This is a genomic window from Plantactinospora sp. CA-294935 (assembly GCF_050936445.1).
Classification (GTDB): domain Bacteria; phylum Actinomycetota; class Actinomycetes; order Mycobacteriales; family Micromonosporaceae; genus Plantactinospora.
Genome location: NZ_JBNJMU010000001.1, coordinates 2,250,563 through 2,267,378 on the forward strand (window position 1 = coordinate 2,250,563; position 16,816 = coordinate 2,267,378).

Here is a 16,816-nt window from a genome sequence, read left to right on the forward strand (position 1 = left end):
CCTCTCCGAGCCATCAGTTCTCCTCTCCGAGCCGGAGCACCTCGCCGAGGCGCATCCGGCGGTTGATCAGATTTTCGACACCGAGAGCGGCGACCAGCGCCACCACCACCAGCAGCAGTACGCCGACCACCAGCAGCGGATCCAGGTGGATCCGGGCCGGCAGGCCGCCGGTGAACCCGGACAGCCCCAGCGCCGGCCCGAGCAGCCGGGGCAGGGCCACCCCGACCAGCCCACCGGCCAGCACGGCGACGCCGAGCAGCGGCGCCAGTTCGTAGACGAGCAGTCCCCGGCCCTGCCGCCCGGAAAGCCCCATCGTGCGCAGCCGGGACAGCATCCGGCCCCGCCCCGGCGCCTCGGCGAGTACGGCGAAACCGACCGCCAGCAGCGCCAATGCGGTCGCCCCGGCCACCCCGGTGCCGAAGGTGAAGCTGAGCAGCCGGTTCACGCCGCTGCGCTCCAGCGCCTGCCGGTGCGCCGACCAGGTGGCGACGCTGACCGGCGTCTGCGGGCGTACCTGCTCGACCGGCTGTCCCAGCACCGTCGCCAGGTACTCCCGCTGGGCGGTGTCGACCGTCGCGGCCAACTCGGCGGTGGCGAAGCCGTCGCCGGCCACCAGGAACCGGTTCGACCGGATCGGCTGGAACTGCGGCACCGGCAGCGCCTGCCAGGGAAGTACGACGAACCGGCGGACGTCGGCCGCCAGCCCCGGAAAGCCGGACGCCACCCGGTCGACCCGGAACTCGTACCGCCGGCCCTGCACCTCGGTCACCGCACCGGCACCGACCGCCTCGGCCACCTCCGGCGAGACCAGCGCCGGCACCGGACCGTCGATCCGCCCCGGCGCGGCCAACCCGGCCGGCACGGCGACGTCGATGCCGCTCGCCGCCAGCACCCGGGCCAGCGACGGGCCGTCCACCACGAGCACCTGGGTCTGGCCGAGGTCGCGCCCGCCGAGCAGGTTCGGGGTGGGCGAGCGCAACGGCTGGCCCACCTCGACCGCCAGCGGGCTGACCGCACTCACCCCGGGCAGTGCGGCGAGCCGGTCGGCGGTGGCCTGGTCGGAGTAGGAGCCGATGACCCGGGCGTCAGCGCCGATCTCCTGGTCGGTGACCCGGTCCCGGGCCTCGGCGACGGTGCTGGTCACCACGCTGGTGAAGACCCCGGTGGCGATCGCGACGACGAGCACGGCCAGCGGCCCGACGGTCACCGGCGCGCTCCGGCCGGCCCGGGCCAGCCCGACGAACGGCACCACCGTACGGGCCCGGGCGGCGATCCGACCCACCTGACGCAGCGGCCACGGCACCAACCGCAGCGCCACCAGGGCGGCGGCCACGGCCAGCAGCACCGGCACCGAGACCAGGTACGGGTCGACCCCGCTGTCCTGGCTCAGCCCGCGCCGGTGCAGCAGTACCACGCCGAGCACCGCGAGCAGCAGCACGAAGAGTTCGGCGGTCAGCCGGCGTACCGACGGGCGGTGGCGCACCAGGTCCCGGCGCCGGCCCACGAAGCTCGCCCGGCGCTGGCTCAGCATCGCCAGCAGCGGAATGGCCAGGGTGGTGCCGACGGCGACCAGCGCGACCCCGAGCGGCTCGGCCCCGGCCGGGCGACCCGGCGCCAGCCGGCCGAGCAGCCAGCCGGCGAGTACCGCGACCGGCAGCACGGCGACGGACTCCCGCAGGGTACGGGCACCGATCTCCACCGCCGCCGCCCCTCTGGCCCGGAGCAGGGTGAACTCCTCCCGGCGGCGCTGCACCGCCAGCCCGGCGGCGAGGGCGACCAACCCGAGCAGGGTGGCCAGGATGCCGGCCTGCACCACGGCGAGCAGTGCCCGCACCGCGTGCAGTTGGCCGTCGAACCGGGTCAGGCTGTTGTCCAGGCCGGTGGCCAGCGCCAGTCCACGCTCCGGCGGGGTACGCCGGGTCGCCGCGATCGCGGTCAGCACCTCCGGGATGTCGGCGGTGGTCACCCGCTCCTCGTCGACCCGGTAGCGCCACTCGTAGGTGAGCCCGAGCCGTCCACCGGCGGCGGTCATCCCGGACAGGTCGGTCAGCAGGGCGGCCCGGTGGGTGGTGCCGGCCGCCGGGTCCGAACAGGGCACCTCGGCGAGCCGGATCGCGTCCCAGGCGGGCGCGGCCGGGTCGATCGGGTCGTACAGCCCGACGATCCGGACCGAAACCGGCCCCGGCGCGAACCTGCCGCTGAGCACGACGACGGTGCCGACCCGCAGCCCGAGGATGCCGGCGGCCTCCCGGGAGAGCGCCGCCTCGATCCCGCCCCGGGACGCCGGCCAGCGCCCCTCGACGACCCGCAGCTCCCGTTCGACGTCGACCTGGCCGCGCAGTTGCAGCTCCGGCCGGCAGCTTCCGCGCAGCGACGGCGCGTCGCCCGCCACGCCCAGGTCCTTCGGGCCGATCCGGCCGGCGAACCACTGCTGACCGACCAGCGACGGCAGCGGCCCGGGCAGCTTCTGCCGGTACCGGTCGAGCTGGGCGGCGGCCAGGTGGGCGTCCGGGCTCTGGATCGCGTCCTGGTCGGCCGTGTAGGTCAGGTCCCGGACCTGGTACGGCAGTCCGCGTACGTCGTGCCGCATCCCGTCGTCGGCGAACTCGTTCGCCAGCCGGGGCGCCCCGGTGACCAGCAGCGCGGCCACCAGCCCGAGTACGCCGAGCAGCCCCAGGTAGCCGGCGAAGATCCGGGCCCGGCGCAACGGCCCCGGCAGTCGACCCCCGGCCCGCCTCGGCACCGATCCACCGTGCACAGCGTCCTGCCCCTCCACCGGTCCCGCCTCCACTGGTCCCGCGTTCACCGGTCCTCCCCGATCCGTAGCTGGGCCGCGGCCAGCCGTTGCCGCATGGTGGCGGCGGTCAGCCCGCTCAGCGCGAGGGCGAGCAGCAGCAGTACGGCGGCGGTCCCGGTAGCCGGCAGCCAGGCGACGTCCAGCAGCGGCGCCGGTACCGGCCGCTGCGCCGACGGGGTGAGGATGACCAGCGGGGCCATCGTGGCCGCCACGCCGATTCCCACCCCCAGTCCGACCAGCACGCCGATGCCGGCGAGGAACGCCTGCTCGACCAGGAGCGACCGGGCCAGCAGCCGAGGGCCGGCGCCCAGGGTGTGCAGCACAGCCAGCTCGGTGACCCGGCGCCGGGCGGTGGCCCGGACGTCCACGGTGATGCCGACCGCCGCGAGCAGGATGGCGCCGAGCGCGGCGGCGAAGAGGGCGGCCCGGGCACCGACGCCGTACGGGTCGTCGCCCGAGCGGCTGGCCACCTCCAGCCGGTCGGCGACCTGGAGCCCGCCGAGCCCGGCCGCCGCCCGGGCCGCCTCGGCGTGCTGGTCGGGACGGGTGGCCAGCCACCACTCCTCGGGCGCGGCGAGGATGCCCCGCTCGTGGAAGAGCGCCGTAGCAAGCGACGGCAGGTCGACCAGGAGCGCGGCCGACTCCGGTACGCCGGGCAGCGCGGCGACCGTACCGGTGATCCGGACGTCGACGGCTCCGCCGGCCAGCACCAGTACGGTCTGGTCGCCGACGCCGAGCCGCAGCGCCGCCAGCGCCTCCGGGGTGGCCACCAGCGGCACCGGCCCCGGGCCGGGCGCGACGGCCACGGCGAACGAGATCGACGAGCTGACGCCCGCCCAGCCTCCCGAGGGAGATGCCTGGTACTGGGCGGTCAGCCCGCGCGGTCCCACCGTCGCGGGTGCGGTCTCGCCGGAGCGGTGCACCGCCTGCCACTGCCGGCCGTCGGCGAGCGGCATGGCGGTCCCGGTGCCGCCGGCCGGGGCGGCGCGCAGGTCGGTGAGCTGCCAGTCGACGACGTACCCGGGAGGTCCGTGGGTGTCCACCGCGAAGCCGGCCAGCCTCGGCGGGGTGTCCCCGCTCGCCGGTAGCTGCACGCTGAACCGCAGCGGCTCGTCGTCGTAGCTCGCGCCGAGCGGGATCCGGAGGTGCCCGCCGTGCGGCTCGGTGAAGACCGCCGTGGTACGGACCGGAATCCGGGCGGAGCCACCCGTGCCGGTGGTGGTGATCTGACCGGTCAGCCGAGTGGTCCCCGGCGGAAGCCCCACGACCGGGGCGGTCACCCGGGCACCGGCCATCCCGGTGAAGAGCCCGGCGGCGTCGCCGTCGACCAGGTCGTCCCGGAGCCGGACGACCTGTCCGGCCTCGGCGACGTCCAGCGCGACCATTCCGGCCGGCACGCCGTCGGTGCCGAGCCGGGGACTGTCCCGCCACGCCGGCAGGACCAGTTCGGTGCCGGGCAGCTCGGCGAGCTGCCCGGCCCGGGCCGGCGGCGCGACCCCGCTCGACTCGACCAGCCGCAGGTCGGCGCCGACCTGGTGGTTGGCCTGGTCGGTCAGGGACCGTTCCGAGGTGGCGGCCAGGCACCAGGCGAGGGTGCCGACCGCCACCGCCAGGGCGAGCAGCAGCACCGGGCCGGCGTGCGGCCGGCGACCGGCCTGCCACATCCCGAGCATGGTGCCGGTCCAGGACCTGCGGTCGACCCACCGCTCGGCGAGCCGGGCCATCGGCGGCAGGCCGCGCAGCGCGAGGACCGCGCCGGCGAGTACGCCCACCGTGGGGGTCGCGGCCAGCAGCGGGTCGATCCCGAGGGCGCCGTCCGGGCGGGCGCCGGCCAGCGGCGAGGAGTACTGCCGCAGTTGCAGCCAACCCAGCACCGCCAGGGCGACCAGCGCGACGTCCAGCCCGGCCCGCTGCGCGATCGTCCGCCGGCTCGGCCGGGACCGGCTGGCCAGCTCGCCGACGTAGCTGCCGCCGCGGCGCAGCGCCGGGCCGAGCATCGCCAGCGCGCAGCCGAGCGCGGCCAGCGCGGCGATCAGCCAGGCCCGGGTGTCGAGCCGGGGATCCAGCCGCAGCGCGGCGGCGGCCAGCATCGGGGTACGGTCGGCCAGCCGGACCAGCTCGGTGGCGAGTACGGGCGAAATCACGGCGGCCGGCAGGACGACCAGCAACGCCTCCCGGGCGGCCAGCCCGGCCAACTGGCCCCGCCCGGCGCCCCGGGCCCGGAGCAGCGCCGCCTCGCCCCGGCGCTGTTCGGTGAGGAGCAGCGCGACCAGCAGCAGCGCGTACCCGCCGAGGACCACCACCAGCAGCATCGGGGTGACCAGCGCCGACCGGCCGACCAGCCCGGCCCGGTCGAGCCGCTGCACGAGCTGTTCGAGCTGCGTGGTGACCAGCCCGGAACTGCCGAGCCCGGTCTCGGCGGGCAGGCTGGCGGTGGTCTGGCGCGCGGCCTCGCCCAGCCGGCCCAGCGAGTTCATGGTGGCCCCGGCGAGGTCGGGTTCGACCAGCCAGCCGGCGGAGGCGTTGGCGATGAAGTGGTCGAGGAAGTCGGCCCGGTCGACGGCCAGCGGCCCGTACGTGGCGGACCCGGTCGCGACCCCGTCCCCCACCTCGGGCACGAGCCGCCAGTACGGGTCCCGGACGTCGCGCGGCTTCCAGACGCCGGTGACGGTCACCTCGGTCACCCGCTCGGTGACCCGGTCGGTGATCGGGATCCGGTCGCCGACCCGGGCTCCGAGGATCTTCGCGACCGGCTCGGCGAGCGCGGTCTGCACCGGTCGCCGGCCGGGGCTCGGCCACGCGCCGTCGGTCAGCAGGGCGTGCCCGGGAAGGTCGTCGAGGAAGACCACCCGGGCGAAGACCAGGCCCTGAGCGTCCGGTACGGCGTTTCCGGTACGCCCGGCGAACTGCCGTCCGGCGGCGTAGCCGGCCCCGGAGATGTCGGCCGGTACTCCGCCGAAGCCGTCGGCGAACCGGGAGCGTACCGCCTCGTCCCGCTCGGCGAGGCTCTCCGGGGTGCTGCCGGCGGTGCCGCGTACCAGGATCGACCGCTCCTCCTGGGAGGCCGACGCGACCGCGCGCTCGGTGCCGGAGTCGACCACCTCCCGGCTGTACCCGGCGAGCCCGGTGAGCAGGGCGGTGGCGATCAGGGTCGCCCCGGTCGCCGCGAGGAGCAGACTCTTCGCACCGCGGGCACGCCGAAACACCAGCCTCATCGTTCTGCTTCTCCCCCATGGGCGAGGCGGGCGGCGTCGGTCGTCGCCCCTTCATGGCTGCGAAGCGCCCGAGGGCGAGCGAAAGGTTGGCGTACGGCGGGAGTGAATTGGCCGACAGGCGACTTCGTGACCCGATCATGACGGAACTGAGATCGAGTCGTTGTCGATCACCACTGGCCCGGGCGGTGCCGGGCCCGCACCGTCCGAGACGATTCCGGGTACGACAAGGCCGTGGTGGCGGCTCCCCGGATCCGTCGTACCCGGAGAGCCGCCACCACGGCCGCGGTCGGTCTGACGCCCGGCGGCGTCGGTCAGGTCAGGTGGTCGGCGGAAGGCCGCCGTCCCCGTCCACCACCTCGTCCGGCTTGCCGTCCTCGTCGGCGTCGACCATGGTGATGTCCACTTTGCCGTCGCCGTCGGTGTCGAACTGGAAGAGGTCCGCCTTGCCGTCGCCGTCGGTGTCCACCACCCAGACGTCGGTCTTGCCGTCCTGGTTGGCGTCCGCCCGGAGCAGTTCGATCCGTTCGTCACCGCGGGTGTCGACGGTCTCCTGCGACTCGCTCATCTGTTGCCCTTCCGTCAGCTAGAAGTTCTGGCCACGCCGGAACCCTCGATCTGCGTGCCGCCCGGACACCCACGAGAAACTCCCCGACACGACTACCGCACTGTGCCACCTCGCACTACCCCCGTGGGGCCCCGACCATGCCGACCGGGGAACGGCGGCACCCGGGCACAGGCGGCCGAGCTGGACGGATCGGGCAGCACGACGGCCGCCGTACGCGTCCGGCGGCGTTCGCCGCCGCGATCAGTTCGTGACGTACGGGTTGGTCTGCCGGTCCTGGTAGTTGACCTGGTCGACGGTGCCGTCGTGGTCGGTGTCCACCATCAGCCGGTCGGCCTGGCCGTCCTCGTCGGGGTCGACCCGGATCTCGTCCGGGCGCCCGTTGAAGTCGCTGTCGGTCATCCAGGTGTCCGGCCGGCCGTCGAAGTCGGCGTCCGCGACCACCCGGTCCACCACGCCGTCCCGGTTCGCGTCGGTGACCACCGAGTCGACCCGGCCGTCGCCGTCGTTGTCCTCCAGCACCTGGTCGACGTGGCCGTCCAGGTTGGAGTCCCGCTCGACGCTGTCCAGCCGGCCGTCCCAGTCGGTGTCCTGGTAGCGGACGTCTGCCACCCGGTCGCCGTTGACGTCGAACTCGAGCAGCTCGGCGTAGCCGTCGCCGTCGAGGTCGGTGGCGACCTCGGTGATGCCGTCCGCGTAGTGCGTGACCACGGAGGTGACCGGCGGGGGCTCCTCGGCGACCTCCAGCGGGTCCGGCCCGAGCGGGTCCGAGCCGAGGTCCGCCGCCGGTCCGAGGCCCTGCTGGTCGTCGACGCCGGGCAGTTCGTGCTCCGGAAGGGCGTCGCCCAGCGCGCTGGGGTCGTCACCGTCGTAGCTCATGTCGTACCTCCCCGGTCTCCCTGTGCCCGGCGGGACCGCCGGACACAGGGGTAACGCTAGGCCGACCAGCCCACCCGGCGACTCCCGGAAGTGTGCCACTCCCATCGGGTACCGGCGGACCGCCGCCCGGGCGGGTGAGGTTACTGCTGCTGGATGTGCACCCCGGCGGCGGCGAGCGCCTCGATGACCCTCGCCGACTCGCCGAAGCCGATCACCAGGATGGCGTCGGCGCCGAACTGCTTGATCTCCTGAGCGCCCTCGGTGAAGTCCACCGGCGGGGCGTCGGGGCCGTCCTTCACCTCGTAGTTGAACAGCCGTACCTGGTCCGAGCCGTGCCCGGCCCGCTCCAACTCGGCCCGGACGTTGCCCTGGAGGCCCTCGCCGTACGAGTCCTGCCGGGCCACCAGCGCGATCCGGTTCGGCCCGTCCCGCAGGATCATGTCGGCGAGTGCCCGCCCCTGGAGGATGTCCGACGGGGCGGTACGGAAGTAGAGCCCCTGGTCGTCCACGGTGCTGAGCCCGGCGTCGGTGTTGCTCGGCGAGAAGAGCACCAGCCCGGCGGCCATCACGTTTGGCAGCACCGCCCGGGAGATGCCGGAGGCGCCGGCCCCGATGATCACGTGTACTCCGGCGCGTACGTGCTGCGCCACGGTCGCCTTCGCGGTGTTCGGGTTGGTGCCGTCGTCGCCGTCGACCCAGACCACCGGCTTGCCGAGTACGCCCTCGGCGGTGTTGACCTCGTCGACCGCCAGCGCCACTGCCGCCGCCATCGGCGGATAGGCGAGCGCCAGGTCACCGGTGCGCGGCAGCAGGCCGCCGAGCTTCAGCGGTGCACCGCTGCTCTCCTCGAGCGCCTCCGTCTGCCTCTTGCCGGCCGGCGGCTTCTTGACGCTGGCGGTGGACTCGTCACCGGCGCCGAGGAACTCGGTCTTGCCGTCGTCGAGCTGCTCGTCGCTGCCGAAGTGCAGGGTGGCGTAACTCGCCGTGGAGGGCTCGCCGGCGTCGGTGAAGCCGCCCCGGTTCAGCGAGACGCCCCGGTAGGCGACGTCGGTGCCGGCCCGGGCGAGTTGCAGGCAGGCCGCGATCGAGTCGCAGCGCTCCCCGCCGGTGGTGACCCCGACGATCTGCCTGGCGATCTGGGCGGGGTCGGTCGAGCCGGCGAGCTGCGCCGCGATCGCACTGATCGCGACGGCGTCGTACGACTCGGCGGCGTAGAGGAAGTCGGAGAGCTTCGGGTCCTTGCGTCGCAGTCGGTTCTTGAAGTCCTCGGAGAGCGGGGTGAGTGGCGTGGTGCCCTTCATGCCCTTGAGCAGACCGGTCTGCTGGTCGAACTCCGCCTTGAAGGAGTTCTGCATGTTGCCGTCCGTGCCGTACAGGCGGACCTGGGTCGGCCGGGACTGCTCGGCCTGCCCGGCCTCACCGTCGCCATCCGAACCGCAGCCAGCCAGCAGCAGCGCCGCACAGGCAGCGGCGGACAGTGCGGCGCGGCGGGTGCCGCGGAATACGAGCATGGGGTCGTCCTTCCTCCCCGGAGATCCGTTGCGCAGATTAGCGCGCCTGCTTCCGGCGCGCGCCCGCGGTCGACCGACAATTGGCGACCGTGGGGCTCTATCATCCTGGATAGGTATCGTTCATGCCGTTTGTCGGACGCTGCTTGACCTGGCGGCATACCCTTCCGCACGTGACGGACGTTCCGCAGGAGACGCTGGATGACGCCACCGCCGTGCTCACCTCCGCGCTGGCCGGTGACAGCGACGGCGTGGTCGGCACGTTCGACGCGGTGGTCGACCGGTCCGGCGTCGCCGGTGCGTACGAGGTGGCCTGGTGCCTCGCCGCCACGATGGTCGGCGACGGTGTGCCCCGCGGCGCCTGGACCCTCGACTTCCCCGGGATCGACGAGGCGGGTTACGACGCGCGCTGGGTGGCCCGGTTCGTCAGCGCGTACGCGAACGCCGACGGCGACACGGGTGCCGCGCTCTTCGGCGCCGCACTCGCGGACGGACAGTTGCCGGAGTGCCTGCTCACCCTCGCCGGGTCGGCCGTCGCGACGCTGCGGCACCGCGCCGGTTAGCTGTCTCATCGACGCCCATCTTTGCATGTTCCTCATCCGGTTTGTCCAGGGGCATCCACCGATGCCGGTGTGATAGCTCTGGTGCATGTCCGACGCGATGCTCAGTAAGGTCCGCAAGTTGCTGGCCAAGGCGGAGGACCCGGCCTGCACACCGGCCGAGGCCGAGGCGTTCACCGCCAAGGCGACCGAGCTGATCGCGCGGTACGGGGTGGACCGGGCCCTGCTCGCCGCCCGTGACCCCGGCACGGATCCGGTCGGCGACCGGATCGTCGACATCCCCGCCCCGTACGCCCTGGACAAGGCGGGCCTGCTGGCCGGGGTCGCCGACGCGTTGCGCTGCCGGTCGGTACGCCGGCGCGGCGGCAGCGGGTTCGTCATGCACCTGTTCGGCTTCGCCAGCGACCTGGAACGGGTGGAGCTGCTCTTCACCTCGCTGCTGGTGCAGGCCGCGCACGGCATCTCGGTCGCGCCGGTCCCGCCGGGCGACCATCCGGCCGCGTTCCGCCGCTCCTGGCTGGTCGGCTTCGCCGTCGAGGTCGCCGGGCGGTTACGCCGGGCCGAGGCGGCCGCCGCCTCGACGGCTCCGTCCGGCGCCCCCTCGGTGGCCCTGGTCCTCGCCGACCGGTCCGACCGGGTCGACCGGCGCCTTGCCGAGGCCTACCCACGACTGCGCACGGCCGCACCCCGCCGGCTGCTCGGCGGTGGCCTGGAGCAGGGCGCCGCGGCGGGCCGCCGAGCCGACCTCGGTGGCACCGAACTCCGCTCCGGCCGCCCCACCCCGCTCTCTCCGGCCTGACCGGCCGGAGCCGTCCCGTCGCCCCTCCCTCCCGACTGGCCGGCCGGAGTCGGCTCGTCGCCCTCCCTCCCTACTGACCGGCCGAAGCCGTCTCCGCCGCAGGCATGCTCAGTCGGCAGTGGGCACCGAACGCCGGCCGGCCGGCGCAAAGCGTCGGCGGGGCGTCGGCGGAGGTGAGAGGGTGAGGGCGGGCGGCCACGGGGGCCGCGTAGCGCCGCTGCCCTGATCTCCGTCGCGCCTGGCTGGCCGGCCGGTCGGGTGGGAGCGGCAGAGGGCACCCATGACCAGGATCGGCGTCGTGCAGTGGCTGCGTCGGCGGGACCCGGACCACCGGGTACTCCGCCGGGGTCTCCGGCTGGCGCTGGTCGCCGGCGCCGGCCTCTTCGGCGGCAGGTACGGCCTGGGCAACCCGCTGCTCGGGCTCTACACCCTCTTCGGGGCGATCGCCCTCGGCTTCATCTCGCAGGTACCCGGTGGCCCCACCCAGCGGGCCCGTACGCTGCTCGCCGCGCTTCCGGCCGCCTGGCTCCTGGTGACCGTCGGGTCGCTCCTCGCGGTCAACACCTGGATCGCGGCGGCCGGCATGCTGGTGGTGGGATTCGCCATCCCGTTCGCCGGAGTCGGCGGGCCACGGATCCTCGGCCTCGCCACCGGACTGCAGCTCTTCTACATCGCGGCGTCGTTCCCGCCGTACCAGCCGGAGACCCTGCCGTCCCGGCTCGGCGGGGTGACGCTCGGGGTGGGCCTGCTGATCGCCGCCGAGCTGCTGCTCTGGCCCGACCCGGCGCCGCCCGGCTACCGGCAGCGGCTCGGCGAGGCGGCCGGTTCGGCGTCCCGCTTCCTCGGCCTGCTGGCCGGGCTACCCGTCGGTGCGCCGGTCGACCGGGCCGAACTGTCCCGGCGGGAGGAGGAGGCGGCGCGGGCGATGGAAGGGGTCTGGCTGGCCCGGATCCCGCCTACCCAGCGGCCGGCCTCGGCCGGTCCCCGCGACCGCGCGCTGCGGCACGGCGACCGGCTGCTGCGCCAACTGCTCCATCACGCGTGCCGGATCGCCGGCGACCTCGGCGACGTCCGCGACGACGAACTGGCCGGGCTGCTGCGGCAGTCGGCCGGCGTCCTGCACGACGCCGGCCGGACACTGCGCGGCGGGGCGGAACCGGTCGAGATGACCCGGCTGACCGAGCTGGAGGCCCGGATCAAAGACCTCTACGACCGGCCGCCGACCATATCGACGCAGGAGTCCGGCCCGGCACAACTGCGGCGGGAGGCGATCTGCCTGCGGGCCGCCGACCACGCCCACGCGTTCGGCGTCGCGGCCCGGATCGCCGCCGGGTCGCGTCCACCGGCCCGGTCTCCCGGCGCACCGGGCCTGGACGAGTTCTGGTACGCCCACCGTTCGCCGTTCGCGCTCTACTGGCAACAGTTCCGGTTCCATCTGACGACCCGCTCGGTCTATCTCCAGGGGGCGATACGGGTCTCCCTGGCCCTGGCCACCGCCCGGGTGGTCGCGGGCTTCCTGCACCTCAACCACGGGTTCTGGGTACTGCTGGCGATCCTCACCCTGATGCGGACCTCGGCGGTCGACACCCGCAGCGCGCTGCGCCCGGTGCTGCTGGGCACGCTGCTCGGCGCCGCCGCCGGCAGCCTGCTGCTGTTCGGCGCGGGCGAGGCCCCGGAGGTACTGCTGGTGGTCCTGCCGGTCGCCATGGTGCTGACCTTCGCGATCGGACCGCTGCTGCCGCAGCTCTGGGGGCAGTCGCTGTTCACCGTGCTGTTCGTGATGGTCTTCGCCCAAGCCGGCCCGGCGAACCTGCAGATCGCCGGTGCCCGGCTGCTCGACGTGACGATCGGTGCCGTGCTCGGGGTGCTGGCCGGCCTGCTGCTCTGGCCGAAGGGCGGCAGCGGGGAACTGCGCCGCTCCATCGCCCGCTATCTGGCGGTGAGCGCCGCCGCGGCCGAGGAGGTGACCCGGACGCTGTCCGGCCGGCCGTCCCGGCAGGACGCGGTCGGTGCGGCGGGGCAGGCGTGGGTCCTCGCCGAGGCGTCGTTCCTGCAGTACCAGATAGAGCGGGACGACCCCCGGTTGCCGCCGGTCAACTGGCAGGCGGCGCTCGCCGCCGGCCAGCACCTGCACCTCGGCGCGGTGTCCCGGCTGCGCCGGGGCGCGCACGCCCGGCTGACCCGGGTGCAGGACGCCGCCGGTCCGCTCGACGACCTCGCCGGGCGGCTCCGCCGCCGCTACGCCGACCTCGCCGAGCAGGTGTCCACCGGCCGGCTCAGCCGTCGGGTGACCCCGCCCCGGCCACCGGAGGACTTCCCCGCCCGGGTACGCGGTGTGCTGGCGGCGGGTGAGTCCCGGGCCGCCGCGTTGAACCTGGTGGACGTCGAGCTGTGGCTCACCGGCGCCGGGGCCGAACTGGAGCGGATTCAGCCGGAGAGGGCGAAGGCGACCGTCGGCCACGGCCAGCCCGGCTGAGCCGGTATGCGGCCGGGGTCAGCCCTGGTCGCTGATGCTCTCGACGGCCGCCGCGTAGCGGGAGAGCAGCTCGTACCAGCCGGCGGTGAGCGCCTCGCGGTAGCCCTCGGCGGCCTCGCCGTGCCGGTCGAAGTCGCGGTGTTCCACCTCGACCAGGGTGGTTCCGTCGGCCTGCGGCGCGAACCGGGCATCCACCACACTGCTGTGGGCCGGATCCGGCACCGGGGCCCGGTCCGGGCCGATCTGCCAGTTGAACACCAGGCGCCGGGGCGGCTGCCAGTCCAGCACCCGGCCCCAGTCGGCGCGGAACCCGTGCGGGCCGATCTCGTACAACATGCCGCCGCTGCCGGGCTCGATGCCGAGCTTGGCCAGCTTCTGCGGGCCGGACCAGGTGTATTCCTTCACCCACCAGTCGGCGAGACGCTCGGTGAAGACGGTGAAGGCCCGGTCGGCCGGGCCCGGGACACGGAGGCTGCTGCGCACCGAGTACGTGGTGGTGGCCTGCTGGATATCGGAGGCGTTCGTAGTCTCCTGTCCCATACGCCGGGACCATACCGGCTGCTGCTGAGCTGTGCAGCTTCTACATCGACGGACGGTCGATCCCTGCGCCGAGCGGTAGATCATCAATGAACCTTTTTCAACCTGGACCGCGCGGCGCTTACACACCCGCGTCCGACCTTGCGGTCCGTCGGACCGCAGGGGGAGGTTGAAAAAGGTTCAATGGCCGGTCAGACCGGGCCGCGCGACTACCATCGACCGGGAGCACTGGCCGAGCGAGTCGACCCGGCCGCACCCGGGGCGACGGCGGTGGGAAGGGGACCGGCGTGCCCGACGATCTCGCCGCGTACCGCCTCGACGGGCGTCGACTCCGGCGCCGACTGCTGGTGGTCGCGTCGTCGTACCTGCTGGCGGTGCTGGTGTCGGCCCTGGTCGCCCGCGCGGGCCTGGCGGCGGGCCGGTCCGGCGTCGACCGGATCGGGTTGCCCTGGGCGGTCGTCGGGCTGGCCGGGATGCTCGGCGCCGGCACCCTCACCGCCGCCGCCTGGTACGCCCGCCGTGGCCTCGGCACCGGCCCCGCCGATCCGACCCGGCTGGCCCGGGCGGTACTGCTGGCCCGGGTCGGCCGGATCGGGATGGTGCTGGTCGCGGCGATCGCGGCGGTACTCGGGGTGGTGCTGGCGCCGGACGGGGCCGAGCGCGGTTTCGCCATCCTGGCCAGTACCGGCCTCGCCGCCCTGCTCGCCCTCTTCGCCGTACTCGCCAACGACCTCACCCGGCTCCTGCGCCATCCCACCCCGGCTCCTGACCGGGGCAGCGGGTAGCGTCTGGCCTGCTCTGGCCTGCCAGACGCTACGCGATCAGCGGTCACTCGCAGCCGACGCCGTCGCCGTCGCGGTCGAGGTGTCGGCCGTAGCCGGGGTCGCCCCTTCGGATCGGGTCGGCACCGGCGGCCCGGACGGCGGTGCAGTTCTTGTAGTAGACCGAGGACGGCCCGTCGTCGTCGTTGTCGTCGCCGGTGCCCGGTGCCGGCCCCTCGGACGACTCGCACGCCCGGCCGTCGCCGTCCCGGTCCAGCCCCGCACGGTAGCCGGGCTGGCCCTTGCGCAGCGGTGCCTTGCCGGCGTCGCGCACGGCGGAGCAGTTCTTGTAGTAGACCGGCTTCGGCGGGGCCTTGCTGGTGGGCTTCGGCGGTGGCGGAGGTGCCGCAGCGGTGGTGGCCGGCGGGGTGGGTTCAGGTGCGCTGGTCACCACCACCGGCGCCGGCGTCGTCGGTTGACTGCTGGCCTGGGCCGCCGCCGGCTCCCGGTCGGTGCCGCCGTCGTCGTCCGGGGAGAGTGCGGAGATGACCGAGGTTCCGCAGCAGGCGAGAACGAAGAGGCCGAAGATGCCGAGTACGGCGACGCCGAGCCGCTGCGCGCCGGTGAGCTTGCGAGGTTGCCGCCCTGGCCGGAGCGGTTGTGTCGGGTGGATCGGCGGTCGGCCCGGGACGGCGGGTGGCTGCTGGCGGTTCCAGGGGTCTTGCGGTGGCGGATAGGACATTGTCGCAGTGTTGCCGTGTAGATACGCTCCGGATAGCGCTTGATCGGATCGGATCGGCGGCCGACCGTCCGGCCTCCGGTCGAGGAGTCAGCCGGTGGCGCTCGCCGTGCGTACGGCGCTGTGGAGCGTCCCGCTCGGGCTGCGGTCCGGCCAGACACCTAGGGCTCGCCCGGTGTGGACTGAGGGCGGCGGTCAGGCGGAGCGGAGACCGGACGTAGCGGCAGCGCTCGCGTCCGTTCGGTCCACGCGAACGATCACGCCTCGACCGGCGACGGCAGTACGGGCAGATCCATGGCAGGTCCCCAGGGCAGATGTGAGGTGCCGATCTTCCGCCAGCCGGCCTGCCGGTAGAGGCGTCGGGCAAGGGATCGTGGGTCGGATGCGAGGGTTGCCCACGTCTCGGGGCGGCCGACGAGGAGTTGACGCATCAGCTCGGCGCTGGCTCTGCCGACCGGCACGCCGCTGCGCCTTCGGCCTACGGATTGGAGGTCGGGGTCGTGGGGTGCCCGGTTGCTGTCCCGGGACGCGATGCTCCATCAGCCCCTTCGGGCATGAGAATAGAGCGGCCCCCGTCCAGCGTTTCGGCTGGTGGGGGCCACTCTGATAGCCCGGCGAAAGGCTATGTGGCCAGGGGCGGGGTCGAACCGCCGACCTTCCGATTTTCAGTCGGACGCTCGTACCAACTGAGCTACCTGGCCGGGTACTCGGCTCATGTTACCTGGGTGACCGACCCGCTGCCGCCCTGGGTAACCTGCTCCGAAACGCAGAACGCCGCGCGTGCACACGCGCGGCGAGCGGCGCTGGCGGTCCTGACGGGACTTGAACCCGCGACCTCCGCCTTGACAGGGCGGCGAGCACTCCAACTGCTCCACAGGACCTTGCTCTTTACTGCTGCCCGGCCGAGACCGGGGTCGTGCCCCCAACGGGATTCGAACCCGTGCTACCGCCTTGAAAGGGCGGCGTCCTGGGCCGCTAGACGATGAGGGCGGCCCCGCCATCATTGCACATGACAACTTCAGCGGCTGTGCTCCCATCCGGCCCCGCCGGAGGCTCCGAAAGCATACGTGATGGCCAGCCGCCCGACCAAACCGGTATTGGCTATCGGACAAACCACCCCAAACTATCTCACCGAAGCCGGGTTATCCCGTACTTCCGCTTCAGGGAGCTGATCACCTGGGGGCAGGCGCCGAGGGTGCGACTTCGATCACCGCCGCCGTCGTGCAGCAGCACGATCGAACCGGGCCGGGCCTGCTGCGCGACCCGACGGCGGATCTCCGAACTGCTGGTGTCGTCCCAGTCCGCCGGGTCGACGTCCCAGTGCAGCGGCTTCATGCCGAGGGACTTGGCGACCGCGACGATCGACGGGGTCCACTTGCCGCCCGGCTGGCGGTAGTACCGGACCTTGATCCCGGGCACGGCCCGCTGGATCGCCTGATCGGTCCGGCGCAGGTCGGCCCGGATCTGCGCCGTGTTCTTCTTGCCGAGCTTGAGATCGTGCTGCCAACTGTGGTTGCAGAGCGTGTGGCCCTCGCGCACGATCCGGCGTACCAGCGCGGGATACGCGCGGACCTTCACCCCCACCACACAGAAGGTGGCCCGGACCCTGGCTCTGCGGAGTTGGTCGAGCACCTTAGGCGTCCACTGCGGGTGCGGGCCGTCGTCGAAGGTGAGCGCGACCCCGCGTACCCCGGTCAGCCGCTGGGTGTTCAGCGGGCCGACGGTACCCCGGGCGGCCGGCTTCTTCCGGCTCGGTTTTGTCGGCGGCGCGGTCGGTGCGGCCGACGCCGTCGCGGTCACCTGGGGAATCGGCGGATAGGGCAGCGGTGACCTGGTCGAAAGCGGCTTCTCGTTCGCGCAACCGGTGGACAGCAGCACCAACAGGACGAGACCGGCGGCGAGCGCCGTACGTCGGGTCATCGAGCGGCTCCCGAGGGGTTTTCGGGTTACGGCTGCCCCACGTTAGCGGAGTGCGTACGGTGG

General features: G+C 73.8%; 13 protein-coding genes and 3 tRNA genes. 4 read left to right on the forward strand and 12 right to left on the reverse strand.

Translation table 11 applies throughout. The annotated features are described in order from the left end of the window. Positions 1-13 precede the first annotated feature (13 nt). The 5 genes from ACQEVC_RS10140 to ACQEVC_RS10160 all read right to left on the reverse strand — a co-directional run bounded on the left by ACQEVC_RS10140 (position 14) and on the right by ACQEVC_RS10160 (position 8,964). Positions 14-2,806: an FtsX-like permease family protein gene (locus ACQEVC_RS10140; protein WP_432875534.1), complete on the reverse strand. Its 2,793-nt coding sequence runs from the start codon at positions 2,804-2,806 to the stop codon at positions 14-16. Next, the gene (locus tag ACQEVC_RS10145; RefSeq protein ID WP_432875536.1) at positions 2,803-6,012 is read right to left on the reverse strand and encodes an FtsX-like permease family protein; all 3,210 of its coding nucleotides are present in this window, start codon (positions 6,010-6,012) and stop codon (positions 2,803-2,805) included. Before ACQEVC_RS10145 ends, ACQEVC_RS10140 begins: the two co-directional genes overlap by 4 nt. 316 nt (positions 6,013-6,328) lie before the next feature. Then, positions 6,329-6,577: a hypothetical protein gene (locus ACQEVC_RS10150; RefSeq protein ID WP_318399012.1), complete on the reverse strand. Its 249-nt coding sequence runs from the start codon at positions 6,575-6,577 to the stop codon at positions 6,329-6,331. Positions 6,578-6,817: 240 nt separating this feature from the next. Further along, entirely contained in the window at positions 6,818-7,453 is a 636-nt protein-coding gene (locus tag ACQEVC_RS10155; RefSeq protein WP_432875539.1) for a hypothetical protein, read from the reverse strand. A 140-nt stretch (positions 7,454-7,593) separates the two neighbouring features. Continuing rightward, a complete protein-coding gene (locus ACQEVC_RS10160) occupies positions 7,594-8,964 on the reverse strand; it encodes an ABC transporter substrate-binding protein (RefSeq protein WP_432875542.1) in 1,371 nt (456 codons plus the stop codon). Between the two features lie 170 nt (positions 8,965-9,134). Between ACQEVC_RS10160 and ACQEVC_RS10165 the strand changes: the two genes are divergently transcribed. The 3 genes from ACQEVC_RS10165 (at position 9,135) to ACQEVC_RS10175 (ending at position 12,796) form a co-directional block, all read left to right on the forward strand. After that, positions 9,135-9,524 carry a hypothetical protein gene (locus tag ACQEVC_RS10165; protein WP_101368637.1) on the forward strand — a complete coding sequence of 130 codons (390 nt, stop codon included), beginning with the start codon at positions 9,135-9,137 and terminating at the stop codon, positions 9,522-9,524. An 85-nt stretch (positions 9,525-9,609) separates the two neighbouring features. Then, positions 9,610-10,320, forward strand: a complete 711-nt coding sequence (locus ACQEVC_RS10170; RefSeq protein WP_432875544.1) for a DUF2786 domain-containing protein — start codon at positions 9,610-9,612, stop codon at positions 10,318-10,320. 280 nt (positions 10,321-10,600) lie between these two features. Then, entirely contained in the window at positions 10,601-12,796 is a 2,196-nt protein-coding gene (locus ACQEVC_RS10175) for an FUSC family protein (protein ID WP_432875547.1), read from the forward strand. An 18-nt stretch (positions 12,797-12,814) separates the two neighbouring features. Here ACQEVC_RS10175 and ACQEVC_RS10180 read toward each other — a convergent pair whose 3' ends face one another. After that, the gene (locus ACQEVC_RS10180) at positions 12,815-13,336 is read right to left on the reverse strand and encodes an SRPBCC family protein (RefSeq protein WP_432875549.1); all 522 of its coding nucleotides are present in this window, start codon (positions 13,334-13,336) and stop codon (positions 12,815-12,817) included. Between the two features lie 284 nt (positions 13,337-13,620). Here ACQEVC_RS10180 and ACQEVC_RS10185 point away from each other — a divergent pair, with 284 nt between their 5' ends. Further along, on the forward strand, positions 13,621-14,118 hold the full coding sequence (locus tag ACQEVC_RS10185) for a hypothetical protein (protein ID WP_432875551.1): 498 nt from the start codon (positions 13,621-13,623) through the stop codon (positions 14,116-14,118). Positions 14,119-14,161: 43 nt separating this feature from the next. Here the strand turns inward: ACQEVC_RS10185 and ACQEVC_RS10190 are convergent, their stop codons facing one another. The 6 genes from ACQEVC_RS10190 to ACQEVC_RS10215 form a co-directional block, all read right to left on the reverse strand. Further along, on the reverse strand, positions 14,162-14,836 hold the full coding sequence (locus ACQEVC_RS10190; RefSeq protein ID WP_432875554.1) for an excalibur calcium-binding domain-containing protein: 675 nt from the start codon (positions 14,834-14,836) through the stop codon (positions 14,162-14,164). Between the two features lie 254 nt (positions 14,837-15,090). After that, positions 15,091-15,294: a hypothetical protein gene (locus tag ACQEVC_RS10195; protein WP_432875557.1), complete on the reverse strand. Its 204-nt coding sequence runs from the start codon at positions 15,292-15,294 to the stop codon at positions 15,091-15,093. 166 nt (positions 15,295-15,460) lie between these two features. Then, positions 15,461-15,534 (reverse strand) — tRNA-Phe (locus ACQEVC_RS10200). A 103-nt stretch (positions 15,535-15,637) separates the two neighbouring features. Continuing rightward, positions 15,638-15,714, reverse strand: a tRNA-Asp gene (locus ACQEVC_RS10205). A gap of 36 nt (positions 15,715-15,750) precedes the next feature. Further along, positions 15,751-15,823, reverse strand: a tRNA-Glu gene (locus ACQEVC_RS10210). Between the two features lie 138 nt (positions 15,824-15,961). Next, entirely contained in the window at positions 15,962-16,753 is a 792-nt protein-coding gene (locus tag ACQEVC_RS10215; protein WP_432875560.1) for a polysaccharide deacetylase family protein, read from the reverse strand. Between the last annotated feature and the right edge of the window lie 63 nt (positions 16,754-16,816).